Genomic DNA, 21,952 nt, shown 5'->3' on the forward strand with positions numbered 1-21,952 from the left:
CCCTCGACCCGAGGAGCCGACCATGACGACGACGGCGACCGGCGCGACCGTGACCCGCCCCGACGCCGACGGCGTCGCCACGGTGACCCTGCAGAGCTCCGGTCCCTCCCACCGCTCCCGTGTCGAGCTCTCCGGCGTCCTGCGAGCGGTCGAGGCCCTCGCCGAGCGGACGCCGGCCTCCACCGGCCGATGAGCGCGCCGGCCGGGTCGGGCCCCACCGTCGCCCTCGTCGACCCGACGACCTACGAGGTCGGCCCGCCGTTCGACCTGCTGCGCCGGCTGCGGGCCGAGACGCCGGTGGCGTGGGTCGACGAACCCGCCCTGCACGGGCATCCGGCCGGGCCGGGGTTCTGGCTCGTCCTGCGGCACGCCGACGTCGAGCGGGTGCTGCGCGACCCGGTCACGTTCTCCTCGTGGCTCGGCGCGACCCAGGTCCGCGACGCCGCCGACCTCGACTGGGTGCGCCGGATGATGCTCAACATGGACCCGCCGGACCACTCGCGGCTGCGGCGGCTGCTCACCCGCTCCTTCACGCCCCGAGCCGTGGCAGCGCTGACGGAGGCGATCGAGGCGACGGCGGCACGGCTGGTCGACCGGATGACCGCCGGCGCGCCCGAGGGCCGGTGCGACTTCGCGAGGGACGTCGCTGCCGACCTGCCGCTGCTCACCCTCGCCGACGTGCTCGGCGTGCCGGCCGAGGACCGCTGGCTGCTGTTCGACTGGTCGAACCGGGTGATCGGCTGGCAGGACCCCGACCACGCCACGTCGGCCGCCTTCGACGGCACCGGTGGAACGGCGATGGCACGGGAGGCGCTGGCCCTGCGGCCGGTCCCCGCCGCCGATGGGCGCATGCCCGATCCGCGGACCCGCGCCGGCATGCCCGATCTCTACGCCTACGCCCGCCTGCTGGCCGAGGAGAAGCGGCGGGCGCCCGGGGACGACGTCATGTCGATCCTGCTGGCGCAGGTCGACGGGGGCGGCGGCCGCGTCAGCGACGCCGAGTTCGAGAACACGTTCTGGTTGTTCGCCGTCGCCGGGAACGAGACCCTGCGCAACGGCCTGCCCGGCGGCCTCATCGCCCTGCTGCAGCACCCCGAGCAGCTGGCCGTGCTGCGCGCCGACCCCTCGCTGCTGCCGGACGCGGTCGAGGAGATGCTGCGCTGGTGGACCCCCGTCATGGTCTTCCGGCGCACCGCCACCCGCGACGTCGAGCTCGCCGGCGTCCGGATCCGGGCCGGCGACAAGGTCGTCGTGTCCTTCACGTCTGCCAACCGCGACGAGGCCGTGTTCGCCGATCCCGATCGCTTCGACGTCCGCCGCGCCCCCAATCCGCACCTGTCCCTCGGGCACGGGCCGCACTTCTGCCTCGGGGGCCAGCTGGCCCGGGCCCAGATGCGCGCACTCTTCGGCGAGCTGCTGCGCCGCACCGAGCGCCTCGAGCTCGACGGGCCGCCGGCGCTGCTGCGGTCGACCTTCCAGCGCGGGCTCAAGCGGCTGCCGGTGCGCTGGGTCGCTGCCGGCTGAGCGGCCCCGCCCCCGTCGACGAGATCTGCACACTCGCACCGTTCGGGCGCCCGGAGGCCGCGAGTGTGCAGATCTCGCCCGGTCAGGACGGGGTCGACGCCGGTGGCCAGGTCTTGGCCACCATGGTCAGGACGTCGTAGGTGGCCACCGGCTTGCCCTCGGCGTTGACCAGGACGGCGTCCCAGCGGACCTCGCCGTGGTCGGCACCGCCGCGCGGGCTGATCTGCTTGGCGGTGAGCGTGACGGTCAGCTCCTCCCCCGGCTTGACCGGGGTGAGGAAGCGCAGGTTGTCCACGCCGTAGTTGGCCAGTACCGGCCCCGGAGCCGGGTCGACGAACAGGCCCGCAGCGAACGAGACGAGCAGGTAGCCGTGCGCCACCCGACCGCCGAAGAGCGGGTTCGCCGCGGCGGCGGCCTCGTCCATGTGGGCGTAGAACGTGTCGCCGGTGAACGCGGCGAAGTGCTCGATGTCCTCGAGCGTGACCGTCCGCGGCCCGGCGGTGACCGAGTCGCCGATGCGCAGCTCGGCCAGCGACTTGCGGAACGGGTGGACGCCGTCGTCGTGGCGCTCCGCCCCGGCGACCCAGCGTCCGCTGATCGCGGTGAGCTGGTCGGGCGAGGCCTGCACGGCGGTGCGCTGCATGTGGTGCAGCACGCCACGGATGCCGCCGAGCTCCTCGCCACCGCCCGCGCGGCCCGGGCCGCCGTGCACGAGCACCGGCAGCGGCGAGCCGTGCCCGGTGTTCTCCGCGGCGTCGTCGCGGTCCAGCACCAGGATCCGGCCGTGCGCGTGCGCCGCGCCGAGCACGAACTCCCGCGCGAACTCCCGGTCGTGGGTCACCACCGAGCCCACCAGGCTGCCCTGGCCGCGCGCGGCGAGCTCCACGGCCTGGGCCACGCCGTCGTAGGGCAGGACCGTGCTGACCGGCCCGAACGCCTCGACGTCGTGCGGCTCGGCGGCGGCCAGGTCGTCGCAGCGCAGCAGCATCGGCGGCAGGAAGGCGCCGCGGTCGCGGTCGGCACCGACCACCTCGAAGTGCTCGGGGTCCCCGACCACCAGCTCGGCGACGCCGCGCAGCGCCTTCAGCGACCGCAGCACCTCCTCGCGCTGGTCGAGGCTGGCCAGGGCACCCATCCGGACCCCCTCGGCGCCCGGTGCGCCGACGACGACCTTCGCCAGCCGCTCCCGGGTCGCCTCGACGACGTCGTCGATCAGGTCGCGCGGGACGAACGCGCGGCGGATGGCGGTGCACTTCTGGCCGGCCTTGACCGTCATCTCGGTGACGAGCTGCTCGACGAAGAGGTCGAACTCGGGGGTGTCCGGGGTGGCGTCCGGGCCGAGCACGGAGCAGTTGAGCGAGTCGGCCTCGGCGTTGAAGCGGACCGAGTTGGCCACGACCGCGGGGTGGCTGCGCAGCTTGCGGGCGGTGGCGGCCGAACCGGTGAAGAACACCAGGTCCTGACCGGCCAGGCCGTCGAGCAGCCCGCTCGCGCTGCCGGCCAGCAGCTGCAGCGATCCCTCCGGCAGCAGGCCGGACTCGATGATCTCCCGGACGACGGCCTCGGTCAGGTAGGCGGTCTGGCTGGCCGGCTTGACGATCGTCGGCACGCCGGCGAGGAAGGCCGGCGCCAGCTTCTCCAGGAACCCCCAGACGGGGAAGTTGAAGGCGTTGATCTGCACGGCGACGCCGCGCAGCGGCGTGTAGAGGTGCTGGCCGACGAAGGTGCCGCCCCTGCCGAGCGGCTCGACGGCGCCGTCGAGGACGACGGTGTCGTCGGGCAGCTCGCGGCGGCCCTTGCTGGCGTAGGAGAGCACGGTCCCGAAGCCGCCGTCGATGTCCACCGCGTTGTCGCGGTCGGTGGCGCCGGTGCGGCGGGAGAGCGCGTAGAACGCGTCCTTGCCGGCCATCAGCCGCAGGCCCAGCTGCTTGAGCAGGCCGGCCCGCTGGTGGAAGGTCAGCTCGCGCAGCGCCGGTCCGCCGACGGTCCGGGCGTGGTCGAGCATCGCGGGGACGTCGAGGCCCGTGCTGCTGATCCGGGCGACGGTCTCCCCGGTCACGGCGTCGGCGATGGGTGTGCCCTCGTTCGGCGCGCTGTACCAGCGACCGGCGACGTAGCTCTGGAGCAGGGGTGCGGTCATCGGAGGACTCCTCTGGTGCTCCTCCGCGGAGCAACGGATCGGGTCAGGACGGTGGCGATGGGGCGGGCCGGGCGCGCAGGCCCTGGAAGGTGGTGGCGACGAGTGCGTCGGCGAGGTCGTCGGCGGACAGGCCGCCGTCGGGTCGGTACCACTCGGTCAGTGAGTTGACGGTGCCGAACAGCAGGCGGCTGGTGATGGCGGGGTCGACGTCCGGGCGGACGCCTCCCTCCTCCTCCGCGGCGCGCACCAGGTCGGTGACGACGCGGTCGAACTGGCGACGTCGTTGGAGCGCCGCCTGCTCGACCGGGGAGTTGCCGCGCACCCGGAGCAGCAGGGTGACGAACGGCAGCTCGGCGGCGAGCACGCGCACCGAGCCGCGGACGACGTGCTCCAGGCGGTCGATGGCGGGCCCGGTGGTGGCGCCCGGCTCCTCCGTGACGGCGAACAGCGCGTCCAGGGCCCGGTCGAGCGCCAGGCGGAGCAGTTCGACCTTGCTGGACACGTGGTGGTAGATCGCCGACTTGGTGACGCCGAGCCGCGCGGCCAGCTCCTCCATGCTCGTGGCGTCGTAGCCGCGCTCGTTGAAGACCGCGACCGCGATGTCGAGCAGCGAGTCCAGCGAGTGGCCCGGGCGGCCGCGCCGGGCCCGGGCGGGGTCGGCCGTGGACGTCACACGCGGTCCCGGTTGTCGTAGATCCGCTTGAGCTTGCCCATGGACCGGGCCAGGGTCTCCGGGTCCACGACGAGCACCTCGATGCTGGTGCCGATGGTGTCCTTCACCGCCTGCACGACCTCGGCGGCGGCCGTCGGCCGGCGCTCGGCCGGGCAGTCGGGACGGGCCTCGATCCGTGCGGTGAGGTGGTCCAACCGGCCGCGGGTCGTCAGCTCCAGGGTGAAGTGCGGCGAGAGACCGGGAGTCCGGAGCACGATCTCCTCGATCTGGGTCGGGAAGAGGTTGACCCCGCGCAGGATGATCATGTCGTCGGTGCGGCCGGTGATCTTCTCCATGCGCCGCATCCCCGGTCGAGCGGTGCCGGGCATCAGCCGGGTGAGGTCGCGGGTCCGGTAGCGGACGACCGGCATCGCCTCCTTCGTCAGCGAGGTGAAGACCAGCTCCCCCTGCTCCCCCTCGGGCAGCACCTCACCGGTCAGCGGGTCGATGACCTCCGGGTAGAAGTGGTCCTCCCAGACGTGCAGACCGTCCTTGGTCTCGACGCACTCCTGGGCGACGCCGGGGCCCATGACCTCGGACAGGCCGTAGATGTCCACGGCGTGGATGCCCGCGCGCTCCTCCATCTCGAGCCGCATCTGCTCGGTCCACGGCTCGGCGCCGAAGATGCCGATCTCCAGGGAGCTGGCCCGGGGGTCGAGGCCCTGCTTCTCGAACTCGTCGATGACGGTGAGCATGTACGAGGGCGTCACCATGATCACCCTCGGCTCAAAGTCGGTGATCAGCTGGACCTGGCGCGGCGTCATGCCGCCGGAGACCGGGATGACGGTGCAGCCGAGCCTCTCCGCGCCGTAGTGGGCGCCCAGTCCGCCGGTGAACAAGCCGTAGCCGTAGGCGTTGTGCAGCCGGTCGCCGGGACGGCCGCCGGCCGCGCGGATGGAGCGGGCCATGACGGTGGCCCAGGTGTCGATGTCCCGTTCCGTGTAACCGACGACCGTGGGGCGGCCGGTCGTGCCGGACGAGGCGTGCACCCGGCGCACCTGGTCCTGCGGGACGGCGAACATCCCGAACGGGTAGTTGTCCCGCAGGTCGGCCTTGCTGGTGGTGGGGAACCTCGCCAGGTCGGCCAGCTCCCGGCAGTCGTCCGGGTGCACGCCGGCCGCGTCGAAGGCCGCCCGGTAGTGCGGCACGTTCTCGTAGGCGTGCCGCAGGGTCCACTGCAGCCGTTCGAGCTGCAGGGCGCGCAACTCCTCGACGGACATCCGTTCCGCCGGGTCGAGGATGGCCGGGTCCGGGGGCGCTCCGAGGCGCCGGGTGGGCTCGCTGGTCACAGCCGTCATGGCGGAGGCCTCCGTGGTCCTACAGCGTCGTCGCCGGACGGTCGGCGGAGGGCGTGGCTCCAAATACCGACCAGATGGTCAGGTAATCAACTCCCCACGGTTCGCCCTGTCAAGCCCCGCGGGGACTCCGGGCCAGGACTTGTGCGGTGGATCGGCGTCGTGCACACTCATTACCGACCATCTGGTCAGTAATTGACCGATCGCCGTCACACCCCGAGGGGACGAGATGTCCGCGCCCACCCTGGAACGGCCCGCGCCCGACGAGACCGCCCTGCACGCGCAGTTCGACGCCACCATCGCCGCCGACCACCGCATCGAGCCGCGTGACTGGATGCCGGAGGGCTACCGCAAGACGCTCATCCGGCAGGTCGCCCAGCACGCGCACTCGGAGATCATCGGGATGCAGCCGGAGGGCGACTGGCTGCTGGCCGCGCCGAGTCTGCGGCGCAAGTCGGTCCTCCTGGCCAAGGTGCAGGACGAGGCCGGCCACGGCATGTACCTCTACTCCGCCGCGGAGACCCTCGGCGCCGACCGGGCCGACCTGACCGACAAGCTCATCGAGCAGAAGCAGAAGTACAGCTCGATCTTCAACTACCCCACGCTCACCTACGCCGACGTCGGCGTGATCGGCTGGCTGGTCGACGGCGCGGCGATCTGCAACCAGGTGCCGCTGTGCCGCTCCTCCTACGGGCCCTACGCGCGGGCGATGATCCGCATCTGCAAGGAGGAGTCGTTCCACCAGCGGCAGGGCTACGAGCTGCTGATGACGATGATGCGCGGCACCGAGGAACAGCGGGCGATGGTGCAGGACGCCGTCGACCGCTGGTGGTGGCCCTCGCTGATGATGTTCGGCCCGCCGGACGACGACAGCCCCAACACCGCGCAGTCGATGGCCTGGGGCATCAAGCGGCACACCAACGACGAGCTGCGGCAGCGTTTCGTCGACATGACCGTGCCCCAGGCCGAGGTCCTCGGCGTCACGCTCCCCGACCCGGACCTCGCCTGGGACGAGGAGATCGGCCACTGGCGCTTCGGCGCGATCGACTGGGACGAGTTCAAGCGGGTCATCAGTGGCAGTGGCCCGATGAACGCCATCCGCATCGCCCGGCGCCGTGCCGCCCGAGACGACAACGCCTGGGTGACCGAGGCGGCCACCGCCTACGCCCGCAAGCACGAGGGAGCCGCCGCGTGAACACGACCGACGCGAGGACGACGCCCGAGCGAGCATCGCAGGGAGCGCCAGCGACCGAGGAGCGGAACGAGGGCGGAGTGGAGCAGACCGGCACCGTCACCGCCGAGGGCGGGCACGGGGCGATCCCGACCGGGCCGGAGGTCCCGGTGCAGCCCCGACGCCCGGCCGTGAAGCGCGACTGGCCGCTGTACGAGGTGTTCGTCCGCGGCAAGCGCGGGCTCAACCACGTGCACGTCGGTTCGCTGCACGCCCCGGACGACGAGATGGCGATCGACGCCGCCCGTGACCTCTACACCCGGCGCAACGAGGGCGTGAGCATCTGGGTGGTGAAGGCAGCCGACATCACCGCGTCCAGCCCGGACGAGAAGGACCCGCTGTTCGCCCCGAGCGGCGACAAGGTCTACCGGCACCCGACGTTCTACGAGATCCCCGAGGACGTCCCCCACATGTAGGAGGACCCCTGCCCCCGCCGTGGAGGGACCCCGTCCTCCCCACCCCTTCGCACGCTCAGGGTGGGACCCGGGACGGGGCCGTTCCAGCAAGTCACCGAGCTCGGCGTGGGCCCCGAGAGGGGGCCGTTCCAACCCGTCATCAACCCGAGGAGCGTTCCGACGTGGCGCACGAGGAAACCGTCTACGAGGCCCTGTCCAACGCCCACGACGACGAGGGGCACTGGGCTTTCGGCACCGGCTTCGACGACCCCCTCGCCGGGGTCGACACCACCGTCCCCGACGGCATCGACCCCGCCGACCTGGGCGCCTACTGCCTGATGCTCGGCGACGACGCCCTCGTGCTCGCGCAGCGGCTGACGCAGTGGATCACCAACGCGCCGGAGCTCGAGGAGGAGGTCGCGATCGGCAACATCGGCCTCGACCTGCTCGGCCAGGCCCGGCTGCTGCTGGCCCGCGCCGGCTCGGTGGGTGTGCTCGGCCGCTCGCGACAGCTGGCCACCGACACCATCTCCGACGAGGACGCGCTGGCCTACTTCCGTGACGCCGACGAGTTCCGCAACACCGCGCTGGGCGCAGCCGAGAACGGCGACTTCGCCCGGACGATGATCCGGCTGCTGGTGGCCTCGACCGTGCGGCTGGCGGTCTTCGCGCGGCTCCGCGACTCCCGCGACCCGGTGCTCGCCGCGATCGCGACCAAGGGCGTCAAGGAGCTCACCTACCACCGCGACCACGCCGCCCGCTGGGTGCTGCGCCTCGGCGACGGCACGGAGGAGTCGCACCGCCGCGCCCAGGACGGCGTCGACGCGGTGTGGCCGCTGCTGGCCGACCTGTTCACGGCGACCGACGTCGAGGCGCGGCTGGCCGCGGCCGGCGTCGCCGTCGACCCGGCCGGCGTCCGCGACGAGGTCCGGGACGTGCTCACCCGGGTGCTCGAGCGGGCCACGCTCGCCGTGCCGGAGTGGCCCGTCGACGCACCGCCCCGGGGCCGCGTCGGAGAGCACGGGCCGGAGTTGACCGAGCTGCTCGACACCCTGCAGGGGCTGGCCCGGCAGCACCCGGCGGCGACCTGGTGACCGCCGTGACCCTGCAGCGGGCCACCACCGATCCCCGCGCCGTGGCCGAGACGGTCACCGACCCCGAGCTGCCGATGCTGACCCTCGCCGACCTCGGGGTGCTGCGCGACGTCCGCACCGACGACGACGGCACGGTCGTCGTCGAGATCACGCCCACCTACTCCGGTTGCCCCGCGATGGGTGTCATGCGCGCCGACCTGCTGCACGCCCTGCACGCGGCCGGCTTCCGCGACGTCGACGTCCGCACGGTGCTCTCCCCGGCGTGGACGAGCGACTGGATCAGCGACGAGGGCCGCCGCAAGCTCGCCGCCGGCGGCATCGCCCCGCCGGGGACGGCGCCGGTCCGCGCTCCCGGCCCGGTTCCGCTGCAGCTCGGGCCGACCCGCCGCACCGCCGTCTGCCCGCAGTGCGGCTCGCCCGACACCGTGGAGCAGAGCGAGTTCAGCGCCACCGCCTGCAAGGCCCTGCGCCGCTGCCGCAGCTGCGGCGAGCCGTTCGAGCACTTCAAGGAGATCTGATGACGGCGACCGCCCCTGCCGCCGAGTCGGCCACCGCCCGCCCCCGGCGGCGGCCGCAGTTCCACCGGCTCACGGTGGCCAAGGTCGAGCGGCTGACCGACGACGCGGTCGCGGTCACCTTCGACGTCCCCGAGGAGCTGGCCGAGGACTACCGCTTCAAGCCCGGCCAGGCGCTCACGCTGCGCCGGGTCGAGGGCGACCGGGACGAGCGCCGCTCCTACTCCATCTGCGCACCGGTGGGCGCCGCGCCACGGGTCGGCGTCCGCGAGGTCCCCGGGGGCTTCTTCTCCTCGTACCTCGTGCACCAGGTGCGCCCCGGCGACGCGATCGAGGTGCTGCCGCCGTCGGGCACCTTCACCGCCGACCTGTCGACACCGGCCGACCACGTCTTCGTCGTCGCCGGCTCCGGCATCACCCCGGCGCTGTCGCTGGCCGCCAGCGTGCTGCGCGACGGCGAGTCGACCGTCACGGTCTTCTACGGCAACCGGCGTACCAACACGGTGATGTTCGCCGACGAGCTCGCCGACCTGAAGGACGCCTACGGTCCCCGGCTGCAGCTGGTGCACGTGCTCTCCCGCGAGCCCCGCGACGCCGAGCTGACCAGCGGCCGGCTCGACGGCGCCCGCCTGCGCGCCCTGGTCGAGAACCTGGTCGAGGCCGAGCGCGTCGACCACTGGTGGCTGTGCGGTCCCCACGGCATGGTCAGCGACGCGCGGGAGCTCCTCGCCGAGCTCGGTGTGCCGGCGGAGAAGGTGCACCAGGAGCTGTTCTACGTCGACGACGTCCCGCCGCAGCCGGTCCGCGGGGACGACCAGACCGTCACCGGCCCCAGCAGCCAGGTCACCGTCGTCCTCGACGGCCGCTCCACCACACTGGCCCTCCCCAAGGACGAGACCGTGCTGGACTCCGCCCAGCGGGTGCGATCCGACCTGCCGTTCGCCTGCAAGGGCGGGGTCTGCGGCACCTGCCGCGCCCGGGTCACCGACGGTGAGGTCGAGATGCGGCGCAACTACGCCCTCGAGCCCGAGGAGGTCGAGGCCGGCTACGTGCTGACCTGCCAGACGGTGCCCGTGTCCGACGCCGTCACCGTCGACTTCGACGCCTGACCGCGATGAGCGACCGGGTCCTGCAGGTGGAGCGTCGGCGCGGGGTCGCCACGCTGACGCTCGACTCCCCCGCGAACCGCAACGCGCTCTCGCGGGCGATGCGCGCCCAGCTGCGCTCGGCCCTGACCGAGGCGATCGTCGACGACGCCGTGCGGGTCGTCGTCCTCGACCACACCGGGCGGGTGTTCTGCTCGGGGATGGACCTGGCCGAGGCCGCCGGCGGCGCGGCTGAGGACCAGGGCGTCAACGAGTTCCCGGCACTGCTGGAGATGGTCTGGGACTCCCCCAAGCCGGTGGTGGGCGTCGTCCGCGGGCCCGCGCGGGCCGGCGGCGTCGGTCTGCTGGCCGCCTGCGACGTGGTGGTGGCCGCCGAGGCGGCCACCTTCGCCTTTACCGAGGTCCGGATCGGGATCGCCCCGGCGGTCATCTCCGCCGTCGTCCTCCCCCGCATGGTGCCGAGCGTGGCGCACCGGCTGATGCTCACCGGCGAGGTGTTCGAGGCCCCGCAGGCGCTGGCCGGCGGGCTGGTGGACCTCGTCGTGCCCGCCGAGGACGTCGACGCCTGCGTGGCCGCGCAGGTCGAGGCCCTCGGCAAGGGCGCGCCGCTGGCCCTGGCCGAGACCAAGCGGCTGCTGCGCGCAGCGCGGACCGGGCCACTGGCCGAGCGGTTCCCGGACCTCCTGGAGCTGTCCGCGCGCCTGTTCGCCGGTGACGAGGGCCAGGAGGGCATCGCCGCCTTCCGCGAGAAGCGGCCCGCCCGCTGGGTGCCCGCGTGAGACCCGTCCCCGTCGGCGCGTCGGCCGTCCTCGACGTGGTGGTGACGCCGGAGATGACCGTCCGCTTCGACGAGCTCGGCCCGGTCCACCCGGTGTACGCGACCTACTCGATGGCCAAGCACTTCGAGGAGGCCGGCCGGAAGCTGCTGCTCAGGTACCTCGAGCCCGGCGAGGCCGGGATCGGCAGCTCGCTGTCGGTCGAGCACCTGGCGCCGGCCTGGGTCGGGGACGCCGTCCGGGTGACGGCCCGGTGCGTGGAGCTGCGCGGCAACCGGCTGACCTGCGAGTGCACCGCCGTCGACGCCGAGGGCCGCGCGCTCGGCCGGGGCACGACCGGCCAGGTGGTCATGAGCGAGGAGGCCGTCCAGGCCCGCATCGGCGCGCGGTCGCGGAGCCAGCGGCGGACCGGTTCCGGGGACGCCCTGCCGCACCCGCACTGAGGGAGGCGCCCGGCCCACCTCCGTGGACGGGCGGGCACGTCGCGATCGGCGTCAGTCGGCCCCTGCCGGGGCCGCCGGCTGGTAGGGCTCGGCGGAGAACATGGTGACCAGCTCCATGCCGCCCCAGGACTGCAGGTCCCGACCCGAGGCCGCCCACTCCTCGCTCCTGAACGCCTGCTTCATCGCCTCGGGCGACTCGAAGACCAACTCGGTGAGCAGGTGGTAGCCCGGCTCGCCGACGAACTGGCGGGTCACGCGGTGCACCCGGTTCTCCAGGAGGCCGGGGGTCCTCTCCACCAGAGGCACGTGGCTGCCGAAGTAGTTCTTCTCGAACTCGGCCGGGTCGTCCGGGGTGCGGTACAGCGCGAAGTAGCTGACGGTCATGACCTCGTTCCTACCGTGCCGGCGGGCAGGCACCCAGCCCCGGACGGTCAGCGCGGGGCGCGCCCGAGGAACGCGGCGAGCCGCACGCAGGCGTCGGCGCCGGAGGAGCCGGGACCGGATCGGCGAAGGCACCGCCGGTCCCCCGGAGCGCGGGTGGGACGAGTCCGCTCCCTTCGAGGATCCGGAAGACGGCCATGACGCCTCCTGGCGGGGTGAGCCGCGGCGCGGTGGTCACACCGTGGAGGACCTTCATGCAGGTCTGCAGGTCCGAGGATCGGCGGCTGACGCGGTCGAGGCCGACCTCCTGGCCTCGAGGGCGAGACCGGAGAGGGCGAGGACCAGACCCGTCGCGGGGACGACGACCGTCGCCGCACCCACGCCGACGGCCGCTCCACCCTCGTGCGCCGTCCCGTGGTGTCCGGAACCGGCCGCGGACAGCAGCGGGTGGCCCACGAGCATCGCCGCGGAGACGACGGCGGTCTGCACCCACGTGCGACGCCGCGGCAGCAAGGCGAGGTGCACGGCGCACGGCAGGCAGGCCATCCCCATCACGAGCAGTGCCACGACCTGCACCGACGACGGCGCGACACCGGTCGCCAGGGCCAGCACGTGCACCGCCGCTGACCCCAGGGCCACGAGCACCGCGCACCAGCGGACCGGGACGAGCAGCCGGGAGCCGTTCGATTTCCAGACACGGACTTCACATATCGAGACACCGGCTGTAACTTGGGTCACGCAGTCTTTCTACACCCGTAGAACTAAAACAGGGAGCCCCCATGGCCGCACCCGTCACGACGCCGACGGCGACGCACCCCCTCGAGCAACTCACCGCGGACGAGGTCACCACGGCCCGCCAGGTGCTGACCGACGCCGGGCTGGTCGCCGACACGACCCGCTTCGTGTACGTCGGCCTGGAGGAGCCGGAGAAGGGATCGCTCTCCGGCGATGCGCCGTCCCTCGACCGGCGGGTCCGCGCCCTGCTGCACGACGTCGCGCGCCCCGCCGCCCGGGACGTCGTGGTCTCGGTGACCCAGCGCGAGATCGTCTCCGACCGGGCCCTGGACGCCGCCACCGACGGGCAGCTGCCGGTGCTCGACGAGGAGTTCGCCCTCGTCGAGGAGGTCCTCTCCACCGACGAGCGGTGGCTGGCCGCACTGGCCGCCCGCGATCTGGACGTGGCGGACGTGCGGGTCGCCCCGCTGTCGGCCGGTGTGTTCGAGTACCCGGAGGAGGAGGGACGGCGGATCCTGCGCGGGCTGGCCTTCCGCCAGGACCACCCGAGCGACCACGCCTGGGCCCACCCGATCGACGGGCTGGTCGCCTACGTCGACGTCATGGCCAAGACCGTGACCCAGGTGATCGACCAGGGCCCGGTGCCGGTTCCCGAGGAGTCGGGCAACTTCCACGACCCGGCGGTCACCGGGCCGGTGCGGACCACGCAGAAGCCGATCGAGATCACCCAGCCCGAGGGCCCGAGCTTCACCCTCGACGGCAACCTGCTGACCTGGGAGGGGTGGCAGCTGCGGGTCGGGTTCGACGCCCGCGAGGGGCTCACCCTGCACCAAATCGGGTTCGTCGACGGCGGCCGGCTGCGGCCGATCATCCACCGCGCCTCGATCGCCGAGATGGTCGTCCCCTACGCCGACCCCTCCCCCGTCCGCTCGTGGCAGAACTACTTCGACACCGGCGAGTACCTGGTCGGCCGCTACGCCAACGCCCTCGAGCTCGGCTGCGACTGCCTCGGCGACATCACCTACATGGACGCCGTCATCGCCGACGAGCGCGGCAACCCCCAGGTCCTGCGCAACGCCATCTGCATGCACGAGGAGGACTACGGGATCCTCTGGAAGCACACCGACCTGTGGGCCGGCTCCGCAGAGACCCGCCGCCAGCGCCGCATGGTGATCAGCTTCTTCACCACCATCGGCAACTACGACTACGGCTTCTACTGGTACCTCTACCTCGACGGCACCATCGGGTTCGAGGTCAAGGCCACCGGCATCGTCTTCACCTCCGCCCACCCCGGCAACGGCTACCCCTACGCCTCCGAGATCGCCCCCGGCCTGGGCGCCCCGTTCCACCAGCACCTGTTCAGCGCCCGGCTGGACATGGCCGTCGACGGCCCGACCAACACCGTCGAGGAGCTGGACTTCGTGCGGGTCCCGATGGGCCCGGACAACCCGCGCGGCAACGCCTTCGCCCAGCGCCGGACGACGCTGAGCCGCGAGTCCGAGGCCCAGCGGATGGCCGACCAGTCCGTCGGCCGCATCTGGCACGTCAGCAACCCGAACAGCCGCAACCGGCTGGGCGAGCCGGTCGCCTACGCGCTGCTGCCGGAGGGCCAGCCGACCCTGCTGGCCGACCCGGACAGCCCCATCCACCGCCGGGCCACCTTCGCCGCCAAGCACCTGTGGGTCACCGCCTACGACCCGGCCGAGCGCTACGCGGCCGGCGACTTCGTCAACCAGCACCCCGGCGGGGCGGGCCTGCCCGAGTACGTCGCGGCCGACCGCGAGCTGGAGGGCACCGACCTCGTCGTCTGGCACACCTTCGGCCTCACCCACGTCCCCCGGCCCGAGGACTGGCCGGTCATGCCGGTCGACCACACCGGCTTCCGGCTCAAGCCGGTCGGCTTCTTCGACCGCAACCCCACCCTCGACGTCCCCCCGAACGCCAGCGCCCACTGCCGCAGCCGCGCCGCCGGTCCCGGCGGTGACGCGGGGGAGGAGAGCTGCTGCCATGGCTGAGTCCGCGGTTGGGCACACTGACGCCACCGACGACAGTCAGGAGTCCCGTGCCCAAGCTGGTGGACCGCGAGCAACGACGCCGGGAGATCCTGGAGGTCACCTGGCGGCTCATGGCCACCCGGGGCGCCGACGCCGCGACCATGCGGGAGATCGCCCGCGAGGCCGGCTACGCCAACGGCGCGCTGGCCTACTACTTCGCCAACAAGGACGCGCTCGTCGAGGCCGCCTACGGCTACGTCTTCGACCGGACCAACGACCGCATCCGCGAGGCGACTGCCGGCCTGCGTGGGGTGGCGGCTCTGCGGGCGTTCCTGGTCGAGGTCATGCCGACGAGCGAGGTGACCCGGCTGGAGGCTCGGATCGTCCTCCCGTTCTGGAGCCGCACCGTCGCCGACGAGCGTTTCGCGCAGCTCAACGACGAGGCGATGCAGCGCTGGCGTCGCGAGCTGACGGAGCTGCTGCAGCAGGCCCGGGAGGACGGCGACGTCACGGCGGGGACGCCGGACCACGTCCTGGCCGAGCAACTCCTCGCCATGGCCATGGGGCTCCAGGTGCTCGCCACGACCCCGGGGACACCGACCCCTGCGGCGACCCAGGTCGCGATGCTCGACGCGTTCCTCGCGGGGCTCCGCGCCGGCTGAGGACTACCGGGCGAGCGGGCGGAGGAGGGTGCGCAACCGCTCGACGCCCGCCCGCGCACCGGCCGAGTCGTCGAGGCACACCTGCTGGAAGACCAGTCCGTCGACGGCCGCGAACACGAGGTGGACCAGGCCGTCGTCCGCATCGATGCCCGCAGCCTCCAGCTCGCCTCGCAGCGCCTGCCGATAGGTCGCGTAGACCTCCTCCACGTGCGGGCGCAGCTCCGGGCGGCGTCGGGCCTCGAGGATCAGCTCGTACTGGAATGCCTGGTCGTCGGGGTTGGCCTGGACCATCTCGACGACACCGGCGAACAGGGCTTCCAGATCACCGCTGCCCGGGTCGGCGCTGATGGAGCCCACGCTGTTGGCCAGCGAGAACTCCAGGGCGGCCTTCAGCAGTGCGTCCCGCGAGCCGAAGTGGTGCGCCACGAGCCCGTGGGCGACACCCGCCTCGTTCGCCACGGATCGGTAGGTCAGGTGCCGTAGCCCCCGGGTGGCGACCACGTGCACGGCTGCCGCGAGCAGCGCCCGCCGCCCCTCCCCGTAGCCGGGCGCCGGGCGCGCGGCCACCCCCGTCGTCTCGATCCCTGTCATGTCCCCCCGATCCTCTGGAGCGACGGTACGCACCGCCGACGGGCCGGAGGCAGATCCCTCCGGCCACGGTGGCGCGGCGCGTTCGACACGGGCGATCCCACCCGCACGCCGGCCGAGGCCACCGCGACAGACCTCGAACTGACCACTTGACCAGTTTCGCAGCAGCATGCATCTTTGTGTCGGCGCCCACATCTATCCATCTGGATAGTTCTGCGTCTCCGGCACTCCGCAGTTCGTCGTCCCGATGCAGGACGACGCCCGTCCCCCGTCGCCGGGGTCTCCGCACCCCGGCGCCCGGATCCCGCCGCCTTCCACCGGAGCGACCATGTCCCACTCGACCCAGACCGCCGCGCCTGCGCGTGAGCGGAACGACCACAGCCAGTTGAAGCGTGGCGCCATCGGCGTGGTCGGCATCCTGTTCTTCGTCCTGTCTGCCCAGGCGCCACTGACCGGCATCGGCGGCGCCCTGCCGCTGGCCGTGGCGCTGGGCAACGGCGCGGGGGCGCCGGCCGCGTACCTGGTCGTCGGCCTGGTCATCGCGCTGTTCGCGGTGGGCTTCATCGCGATGAGCCGGCACGTCACCGCCGAGGGCGCCTTCTACGCCTACATCGGCCGCGGGCTGGGCCGGCGCCTCGGCACCGGGTCGGCGCTGCTGGCACTGTGGTCCTACAACACGGTGCAGGCCTGCATGTACGGCCTGTACGGGGTCATCGTGTCCTCCCTGGCCGACACGTACCTGGGCGTCGCCCCGCCGTGGTGGGCGTGCGCGCTGGTGACGATGGTCCTGATCCAGGTGCTCGGCTCGCTGAACATCGAGCTCGGCGCCCGGTTCCTGGCGCTGCTCGTCGCCGGGGAGATGGGGATCCTGCTGGCCTTCGCCCTGGTCACCCTGTTCACCGGCGGCGGGCCCCAGGGGCTGGACCCCGGCGCCAGCTTCTGGCCGTCGGCACTGCTGGCCGGCGCGCCGGGCATCGCGCTGACCTTCGGCATCGCGTCGATGTTCGGCTTCGAGTCCACCGCCATCTACTCGGCCGAGGCGAAGGACCCCGCCCGCACCGTCCCGCGGGCCACCTACCTCGCCGTCGCCACCATCGCACTGTTCTTCGCCTTCGTCTCCTGGATGGTGGTCAGCGCCTACGGCGCCGACCAGGTCGTCGCCGCCGCCGGTGGCGCACTGGAGTCCGGGGACGGCACCGTGCTGCTGTTCGCGGCCATCTCGGATGCCCTGGGCCCGTGGGCGGCCGAGGTCGGCGGCGTCCTCCTGGCGACGTCTCTGCTGGCCGGGATCCTCGCCTTCCACAACGCCTCCAACCGGTACGTGCACTCGCTGGGCGAGGGCGGGGCACTGCCGGCGGTCGTCTCCCGCACGACACGACAGGGCGCGCCGTTCGTCGCCAGCGGCCTGCAGACGGTGCTAGCCCTGGTGCTGGTCATGCCGTTCGCGGTGCTCGGCCTGGACCCGGTGCTCACGCTGTTCGCCTGGTTCAGCGGCGTCGCCGTCCTCGGCCTGGTGGTCCTCTACCTCCTCACGTCGATCTCGGTGGTGGTCTTCTTCCGGCGTACCCGGCTGGACACCCGGCCGTGGCAGACGCTCGTCGCGCCCGTCCTCGCCGCGGTGCTGATCGCCGCGCTGGCGGGGCTGGTGCTGACCAACTTCACCCTGCTGATCGGGGGCTCCCTGGGCACCGCGGTGCCGCTGGTCCTCTCCGTCCCGCTGGTGCTGCTCGTCGGCGTGGTCCTGGAGTCGCTGCGCCGGCGCCCGGCCGACGACGTGCTGACGGCCGCCCCCTCACCGACCGCAGTTCTCGCGCCGACCACCCCCACCGCCTGACCACACCGGAAACGCAAGGAGAGACATGTCCACCTCGCACGACACCGATGTCATCGTGGTCGGTGCCGGTTTCGCCGGTGTCACCGCCGCCCGCGAGCTGCGCCGGCAGGGGCACCGGGTGCTGGTGCTGGAGGCCCGCGACCGCATCGGCGGCCGCACCTGGACCGACACCCGGCTCGGCCACGACCTGGAGATGGGCGGCACCTGGGTCCACTGGATCCAGCCCCACACCTGGGCCGAGTTGAGCCGCTACGGCATCGGCGTGACCCCCTCCCCCACGCCGGTCAAGGGTTACTGGCGCAGCGGCGGCACGGTGCACAGCGGCACGGCCGACGAGCTGCTCGGGCTGGTCGACCGGGGCATGGCCGGCAGCACGGAAGAGTCGCTCGCCTACTTCCCGCAGCCGTACCAGCCGCTGCTCGCCGGCGACCGGCTCGCCGAGGTCGACGGCCTGACCGTCCGGCAGAAGCTGGAGCAGCTCGGCCTGGGTCCCGAGGAGTTCGACGCCGTCGAGGGGATGTGGGCGACCAACTTCAGCGGCCGCACCGAGGACGGCGGCTACGCCCAGGCGTTGCGCTGGTGCGCTCTGGCCGGCGGCAGCTGGCAGCTGATGTTCGAGGCCTGTGCCACCTACAAGGTCGTCGGCGGCACCCGTGGCCTCATCGAGGCGATCGCCGCTGACGCCGGCGTGGAGATCCGTACGAACACCCGGGTCGTATCGGTCGCGCAGGACGACACCGGGGTGACCGTCACGCTCGAGGACGGCGCCACCCTGACCGCGGCCGCGGTCGTGGCGACCCTGCCGCTGAACATGCTGGACTCGGTGAGCTTCGATCCGCCGCTGTCGGAGGGCAAGCGGCGAGCCGCCCACCAGGGCCAGGCCTCCCAGGGCGTCAAGGTGTGGGCCCGGCTGCGGGGTGAGTACGAGCCGTTCGTCGCCCTCGCCCCCGGCTCCGCCGCGCTGACGCTGTGCCAGGTCGAGCACGTCGCCGACGGCGAGACGCTCGTGGTCGCCTTCGGCTCGGTCAGCGAGCGCCTCGACGGCGCCGACCCCGCCGCCGTCCAGGAGGCGCTGCGCACCTGGCTGCCCGATGCCGAGGTGCTCGAGGTCGCCAGCCACGACTGGGTCGCCGACGAGCTCTCCGGCGAGACGTGGCCGATGCAGCGGGCCGGCCAGCTCACCGGATCACTCGCCGAGTTGCAGCGCCCAGAGGGTCGCGTCTTCGTCGCGGGTTCGGACTACGCGAACGGCTGGGCCGGGTTCATCGACGGCGCCATCGAGAGCGGCATGCGCGCCGGCCGCGAGGTGCACGCACTGCTGACCACCGTCGACGCGTTCCCCGCCATCGACGACACCGTCCTCAGCCCGTCCTGATCCCCCGACCACCGAGAGGAACCACCGTGAAGCAGCACCTCGTCGAGTTCGTCCACATCCGCGTCCACGAGGGCCAGGAGGAGGAGTTCCTGGCCAGTCGCCCCGGCGCCGTCGCCGCCGTCGCCGCCGCCATCCCCGGCTTCGTGGCCGCGCCCATCATCGCGAAGGGCGAGGACGGCCTGTGGACCGACGTCTGGGTCTACGACAGCGTCGACCAGGCCGAGGCGGCCAACGCGAAGGCCGCCGACATGCCGGAGTTTGGCCGGATGGCCGCGGTCAGCGAGGTCGTCTCGATCGACATGGCCTGGATGCCTCGCGACTGAGCTCGGATGCACGCGGCGCCGGACGCCCGAGACGACCTCTCGGGCGTCCGGCGCCGCTGCATGCGGGATCGCGGCGACCCCTCGACGAACCCCGGGAAAGGCCGCCCGGCCTCTTGTGCCGGCCACCACACCGACGTACCGTTGGACCTGTAAACGAACTGTTCATCCGATTATCGGACAGAGCTTCCCGGAGACCTCCCCATGGCAGCCAAGCCCTTCGCCTCCTCCGCCGACCTCGGCGTCAAGGAGCAGACCCTCGAGGTGCTCGCCGACGGCGTGTACGCGCTGACCGCGGAGGGCGACCCGAACCTGGGCGCCATCGAGGGCGAGGACTTCCTCGTCTGCTTCGAGGCGCTGGCCACCCCCGTGGCCGCCCGCCGCTGGCTGGCCAAGCTGCGCGAGCACACCGCCAAGCCGGTCCGCTACCTGGTGCTCAGCCACTACCACGCCGTCCGCGTGCTGGGCGCGAGCGCGTTCGACGCCGAGGTGATCATCAGCTCCGAGCAGACAAAGCACCTCATCGAGGAGCGCGGCCAGCAGGACTGGGAGAGCGAGTACGGCCGGATGCCGCGGCTGTTCGAGGAGCCCGAGTCGATCCCGGGCCTCACCTGGCCGACGATGACCTTCCGCGACAAGCTGACCATCGAGCTCGGCGGCGACCGCGGCGAGCTGGTGCTGGAGTTCCTCGGTCGCGGGCACACCGAGGGCGACATCGTCGCCTGGCTGCCCAAGCAGGAGATCCTCTTCGCCGGCGACCTCGTCGAGTCGCAGGCCGCGCTCTACACCGGCGACGCCTTCCACTTCGACTGGGCCGCCGGGACCCTCGACCGGGTCAAGGCCCTCGGGGCGCAGCAGCTGGTCGGTGGCCGCGGGAGGATCGCGCGCGGCCGCGACGAGGTCGACGCCGCCATCGAGCAGACCCGCGACTTCCTGCTCACCATGCAGCGCACCGTCGGCGAGGTGCACCGCGCCGGCGGCACCCTCAAGCAGGCCTTCGAGGCCACCCACGCCGCGCTGGCCCCGAAGTACGGGCGCTGGCCGATCTTCGAGCACTGCCTGCCCTTCGACGTCTCGCGGCTGTGGGACGAGTTCTCCGGCACCGAGCGCCCCGTCATCTGGACCGCCGAGCGCGACCGCGCCGTGTGGGACCAGCTGCAGGGCTGACCCGACAGGAGTCCCCTCCGATGACCACTCCCGTTCCCGGCCCGCCGGTGCTCGTCCTGGGCTGCGGCCCGGTCGGCCAGACCGCCGCGCTCCTGCTGGCCCGCTGGGGCCTGCCGGTCGTCGTGCTCGACGCCCGTCCCGAGCGTGACCCGATCGGCAGCAAGGCGATCTGCCAGCAGCGCGACGTCCTCGACGTGTGGGACGCCGTCGGCGTCGGTGCCGAGGTCGCGCGCCGCGGGGTCACCTGGACCACTGCCCGCACCTTCCACCGCGACGCCGAGCTGTTCTCCTTCAGCTTCGCCGACCGCGGCCGCTCCCCCTTCCCGCCGTTCGTCAACGTCTCGCAGTGCGAGACCGAGGCGCTGCTGGACGAGCGGATCGCCGCCTCACCGCTGATCGACGTGCGCTGGGGCCACCGGGTCACCGGCATCGACCAGGACGGCTCCGCGGACGGGGACGGTGGCGTCACCGTCACCTGCGAGACCGCCGAGGGGGCGGTGCGGGTGCGCGGCTCGCACGCGGTCGCCTGCCCCGGCCCCCGCAGCGACGACGTCCGCTCGATGCTCGGGCTGAGCTTCCCCGGCGAGTCCTTCCAGGACTACTTCCTCATCTGCGACATCCGCACCGACCTGCCCGGGTGGGAGACCGAGCGCCGGTTCTACTTCGACCCGGAGTGGAACCCCGGCCGCCAGGTGCTCATCCACCCCTGCCCGGACTCGACCTTCCGCATCGACTGGCAGGTGCCCCCGGACTTCGACCTGGCTACGGAGGAGGCCTCCGGCGGACTGGACCGGCGCATCCGCCAGGTGATCGGCGACCGGCCCTACGAGGTCGTGTGGAAGTCGGTCTACCGCTTCCACTCCCGGCTGGTGGACCGGATGCGGGTCGGGCGGGTGCTGGTCGCCGGCGACGCGGCGCACCTGGTCAGCCCGTTCGGCGCCCGCGGCCTGAACTCCGGCGTCCTCGACGCCGAGAACGCCGCGTGGAAGATCGCCTTCGTCCGCCGCGGCTGGGCCCCCGAGGAGCTGCTGGAGAGCTACCACGCAGAGCGGCACGCCGCGGCGCTGGAGAACATCAACGTCACCACCGCGACCATGAACTTCCTCGTGCCGCGCAGCGAGCAGGAGGCCCGCCACCGGCTCGACGTCCTCGAGCGCGCGGCCGGCGATCCCGAGGCACGGGCGCAGGTCGACTCCGGCCGGCTGGCCGAGCCGTTCTGGTACGTCGACTCACCGCTCACGACCCCCGACCCGGCACGCCCGTTCCCGGGGCGCCCGGCGCGCGGCGACGTCCCCGTGCCGGCCCCCGGCGTGCTGGTGCCGGACTGCCCGGTGACCGTGCCCGACCGGCCCGACGTCGTCCGGCTGCGCCAGCTGGCCCGCGAGGGCGTCACCGTCCTGGTCGGCGACGACGCCGTCCTGCCGGATCTGCCCGAGCTCGGCGATCTGCCGGTGACCGTGCACCGGATGGGCGACCTGGACCCCAGCGGCCTGCTCCGCGAGGCCCTGGGCGCCCGCCCCGACGAGGTCTGGGTGCTGCGTCCCGACGCGCACGTCGCCGCCGTCCTCACCCGCTCCGCCGACGTCACCCCCGCGGTGGCCCGGCTGCTCGCCCGCACCGTCCCCACCCCCGTCCCGGCGTAAGCAAGGCCCCCTCCTCCCCACC

General features: G+C 72.9%; 22 protein-coding genes. 16 read left to right on the plus strand and 6 right to left on the minus strand.

The window, feature by feature from the left end:
• Positions 1 to 22: 22 nt before the first annotated feature.
• Positions 23 to 193: a hypothetical protein gene (locus ACU610_RS11215; protein ID WP_446767790.1), complete on the plus strand. Its 171-nt coding sequence runs from the start codon at positions 23 to 25 to the stop codon at positions 191 to 193.
• Positions 190 to 1,524: a cytochrome P450 gene (locus ACU610_RS11220; protein ID WP_446767791.1), complete on the plus strand. Its 1,335-nt coding sequence runs from the start codon at positions 190 to 192 to the stop codon at positions 1,522 to 1,524. The genes ACU610_RS11215 and ACU610_RS11220 overlap by 4 nt, the downstream gene beginning before the upstream one ends.
• Before the next feature lie 82 nt (positions 1,525 to 1,606).
• Here ACU610_RS11220 and paaZ read toward each other — a convergent pair whose 3' ends face one another.
• The 3 genes from paaZ to paaK are packed head-to-tail and all read right to left on the minus strand — an operon-like array spanning position 1,607 to position 5,674.
• Positions 1,607 to 3,664: a phenylacetic acid degradation bifunctional protein PaaZ gene (gene paaZ, locus ACU610_RS11225; protein ID WP_446767792.1), complete on the minus strand. Its 2,058-nt coding sequence runs from the start codon at positions 3,662 to 3,664 to the stop codon at positions 1,607 to 1,609.
• Positions 3,665 to 3,707: 43 nt separating this feature from the next.
• Entirely contained in the window at positions 3,708 to 4,337 is a 630-nt protein-coding gene (locus ACU610_RS11230; protein WP_446767793.1) for a TetR/AcrR family transcriptional regulator, read from the minus strand.
• Positions 4,334 to 5,674, minus strand: a complete 1,341-nt coding sequence (gene paaK / locus ACU610_RS11235) for a phenylacetate--CoA ligase PaaK (RefSeq protein WP_446767794.1) — start codon at positions 5,672 to 5,674, stop codon at positions 4,334 to 4,336. Before paaK ends, ACU610_RS11230 begins: the two co-directional genes overlap by 4 nt.
• Before the next feature lie 226 nt (positions 5,675 to 5,900).
• Between paaK and paaA the strand changes: the two genes are divergently transcribed.
• The 7 genes from paaA (at position 5,901) to ACU610_RS11270 (ending at position 11,231) form a co-directional block, all read left to right on the plus strand.
• The gene (gene paaA / locus ACU610_RS11240) at positions 5,901 to 6,866 is read left to right on the plus strand and encodes a 1,2-phenylacetyl-CoA epoxidase subunit PaaA (RefSeq protein ID WP_446767795.1); all 966 of its coding nucleotides are present in this window, start codon (positions 5,901 to 5,903) and stop codon (positions 6,864 to 6,866) included.
• Positions 6,863 to 7,318, plus strand: coding sequence for a 1,2-phenylacetyl-CoA epoxidase subunit PaaB (paaB, locus tag ACU610_RS11245; protein ID WP_446767796.1), 456 nt, complete (start codon positions 6,863 to 6,865; stop codon positions 7,316 to 7,318). Before paaA ends, paaB begins: the two co-directional genes overlap by 4 nt.
• Before the next feature lie 161 nt (positions 7,319 to 7,479).
• The gene (gene paaC / locus ACU610_RS11250) at positions 7,480 to 8,391 is read left to right on the plus strand and encodes a 1,2-phenylacetyl-CoA epoxidase subunit PaaC (RefSeq protein ID WP_446767797.1); all 912 of its coding nucleotides are present in this window, start codon (positions 7,480 to 7,482) and stop codon (positions 8,389 to 8,391) included.
• The gene (paaD, locus tag ACU610_RS11255; protein WP_446767798.1) at positions 8,388 to 8,909 is read left to right on the plus strand and encodes a 1,2-phenylacetyl-CoA epoxidase subunit PaaD; all 522 of its coding nucleotides are present in this window, start codon (positions 8,388 to 8,390) and stop codon (positions 8,907 to 8,909) included. The genes paaC and paaD overlap by 4 nt, the downstream gene beginning before the upstream one ends.
• A complete protein-coding gene (gene paaE / locus ACU610_RS11260; RefSeq protein ID WP_446767799.1) occupies positions 8,909 to 10,015 on the plus strand; it encodes a 1,2-phenylacetyl-CoA epoxidase subunit PaaE in 1,107 nt (368 codons plus the stop codon). Before paaD ends, paaE begins: the two co-directional genes overlap by 1 nt.
• A 5-nt stretch (positions 10,016 to 10,020) precedes the next feature.
• A complete protein-coding gene (locus ACU610_RS11265; protein ID WP_446767800.1) occupies positions 10,021 to 10,791 on the plus strand; it encodes an enoyl-CoA hydratase-related protein in 771 nt (256 codons plus the stop codon).
• Positions 10,788 to 11,231: a thioesterase family protein gene (locus ACU610_RS11270; protein WP_446767801.1), complete on the plus strand. Its 444-nt coding sequence runs from the start codon at positions 10,788 to 10,790 to the stop codon at positions 11,229 to 11,231. Before ACU610_RS11265 ends, ACU610_RS11270 begins: the two co-directional genes overlap by 4 nt.
• A gap of 51 nt (positions 11,232 to 11,282) precedes the next feature.
• On the opposite strand, the gene ACU610_RS11275 is transcribed toward ACU610_RS11270, so the two are convergent.
• Positions 11,283 to 11,615: an EthD family reductase gene (locus ACU610_RS11275; RefSeq protein ID WP_446767802.1), complete on the minus strand. Its 333-nt coding sequence runs from the start codon at positions 11,613 to 11,615 to the stop codon at positions 11,283 to 11,285.
• 249 nt (positions 11,616 to 11,864) lie between these two features.
• Complete coding sequence (locus tag ACU610_RS11280; RefSeq protein ID WP_446767803.1) at positions 11,865 to 12,257, minus strand: hypothetical protein; 393 nt, start codon at positions 12,255 to 12,257, stop codon at positions 11,865 to 11,867.
• A 134-nt stretch (positions 12,258 to 12,391) separates the two neighbouring features.
• Between ACU610_RS11280 and ACU610_RS11285 the strand changes: the two genes are divergently transcribed.
• Together ACU610_RS11285 and ACU610_RS11290 are read left to right on the plus strand one after the other, a co-directional pair.
• Positions 12,392 to 14,362, plus strand: coding sequence for a primary-amine oxidase (locus tag ACU610_RS11285; protein WP_446767804.1), 1,971 nt, complete (start codon positions 12,392 to 12,394; stop codon positions 14,360 to 14,362).
• A gap of 47 nt (positions 14,363 to 14,409) precedes the next feature.
• Positions 14,410 to 15,003 (plus strand): TetR/AcrR family transcriptional regulator, encoded by a 594-nt coding sequence (locus ACU610_RS11290; protein WP_446767805.1) that lies wholly within the window; start codon positions 14,410 to 14,412, stop codon positions 15,001 to 15,003.
• Positions 15,004 to 15,006: 3 nt separating this feature from the next.
• On the opposite strand, the gene ACU610_RS11295 is transcribed toward ACU610_RS11290, so the two are convergent.
• Positions 15,007 to 15,594 (minus strand): TetR/AcrR family transcriptional regulator, encoded by a 588-nt coding sequence (locus ACU610_RS11295; RefSeq protein ID WP_446767806.1) that lies wholly within the window; start codon positions 15,592 to 15,594, stop codon positions 15,007 to 15,009.
• Between the two features lie 325 nt (positions 15,595 to 15,919).
• Between ACU610_RS11295 and ACU610_RS11300 the strand changes: the two genes are divergently transcribed.
• From ACU610_RS11300 to ACU610_RS11320, 5 genes are all read left to right on the plus strand, one after another.
• Positions 15,920 to 17,425: an APC family permease gene (locus ACU610_RS11300; RefSeq protein ID WP_446767807.1), complete on the plus strand. Its 1,506-nt coding sequence runs from the start codon at positions 15,920 to 15,922 to the stop codon at positions 17,423 to 17,425.
• A 25-nt stretch (positions 17,426 to 17,450) separates the two neighbouring features.
• Positions 17,451 to 18,800, plus strand: coding sequence for a flavin monoamine oxidase family protein (locus ACU610_RS11305; RefSeq protein WP_446767808.1), 1,350 nt, complete (start codon positions 17,451 to 17,453; stop codon positions 18,798 to 18,800).
• Between the two features lie 26 nt (positions 18,801 to 18,826).
• Positions 18,827 to 19,123, plus strand: coding sequence for a hypothetical protein (locus ACU610_RS11310; RefSeq protein WP_446767809.1), 297 nt, complete (start codon positions 18,827 to 18,829; stop codon positions 19,121 to 19,123).
• 201 nt (positions 19,124 to 19,324) lie between these two features.
• Positions 19,325 to 20,287: an MBL fold metallo-hydrolase gene (locus ACU610_RS11315; protein ID WP_446767810.1), complete on the plus strand. Its 963-nt coding sequence runs from the start codon at positions 19,325 to 19,327 to the stop codon at positions 20,285 to 20,287.
• 20 nt (positions 20,288 to 20,307) lie between these two features.
• On the plus strand, positions 20,308 to 21,930 hold the full coding sequence (locus ACU610_RS11320; protein ID WP_446767811.1) for an FAD-dependent monooxygenase: 1,623 nt from the start codon (positions 20,308 to 20,310) through the stop codon (positions 21,928 to 21,930).
• Positions 21,931 to 21,952: the final 22 nt, after the last annotated feature.

The sequence above is a fragment of the Geodermatophilus sp. URMC 61 genome, assembly GCF_052931555.1.

Excerpts from the sequence above, each read along its gene's own strand:
- ACU610_RS11215 (WP_446767790.1), top strand. The coding sequence starts at position 23 with ATGACGACGACGGCGACCGGCGCGACCGTGACCCGCCCCGACGCCGAC.
- ACU610_RS11220 (WP_446767791.1), top strand. The coding sequence starts at position 190 with ATGAGCGCGCCGGCCGGGTCGGGCCCCACCGTCGCCCTCGTCGACCCG.
- paaZ (WP_446767792.1), bottom strand. The coding sequence starts at position 3,664 with ATGACCGCACCCCTGCTCCAGAGCTACGTCGCCGGTCGCTGGTACAGC.
- paaK (WP_446767794.1), bottom strand. The coding sequence starts at position 5,674 with ATGACGGCTGTGACCAGCGAGCCCACCCGGCGCCTCGGAGCGCCCCCG.
- paaA (WP_446767795.1), top strand. The coding sequence starts at position 5,901 with ATGTCCGCGCCCACCCTGGAACGGCCCGCGCCCGACGAGACCGCCCTG.
- paaE (WP_446767799.1), top strand. The coding sequence starts at position 8,909 with ATGACGGCGACCGCCCCTGCCGCCGAGTCGGCCACCGCCCGCCCCCGG.
- ACU610_RS11265 (WP_446767800.1), top strand. The coding sequence starts at position 10,021 with ATGAGCGACCGGGTCCTGCAGGTGGAGCGTCGGCGCGGGGTCGCCACG.
- ACU610_RS11275 (WP_446767802.1), bottom strand. The coding sequence starts at position 11,615 with ATGACCGTCAGCTACTTCGCGCTGTACCGCACCCCGGACGACCCGGCC.
- ACU610_RS11285 (WP_446767804.1), top strand. The coding sequence starts at position 12,392 with ATGGCCGCACCCGTCACGACGCCGACGGCGACGCACCCCCTCGAGCAA.
- ACU610_RS11295 (WP_446767806.1), bottom strand. The coding sequence starts at position 15,594 with ATGACAGGGATCGAGACGACGGGGGTGGCCGCGCGCCCGGCGCCCGGC.
- ACU610_RS11300 (WP_446767807.1), top strand. The coding sequence starts at position 15,920 with ATGTCCCACTCGACCCAGACCGCCGCGCCTGCGCGTGAGCGGAACGAC.
- ACU610_RS11305 (WP_446767808.1), top strand. The coding sequence starts at position 17,451 with ATGTCCACCTCGCACGACACCGATGTCATCGTGGTCGGTGCCGGTTTC.
- ACU610_RS11315 (WP_446767810.1), top strand. The coding sequence starts at position 19,325 with ATGGCAGCCAAGCCCTTCGCCTCCTCCGCCGACCTCGGCGTCAAGGAG.
- ACU610_RS11320 (WP_446767811.1), top strand. The coding sequence starts at position 20,308 with ATGACCACTCCCGTTCCCGGCCCGCCGGTGCTCGTCCTGGGCTGCGGC.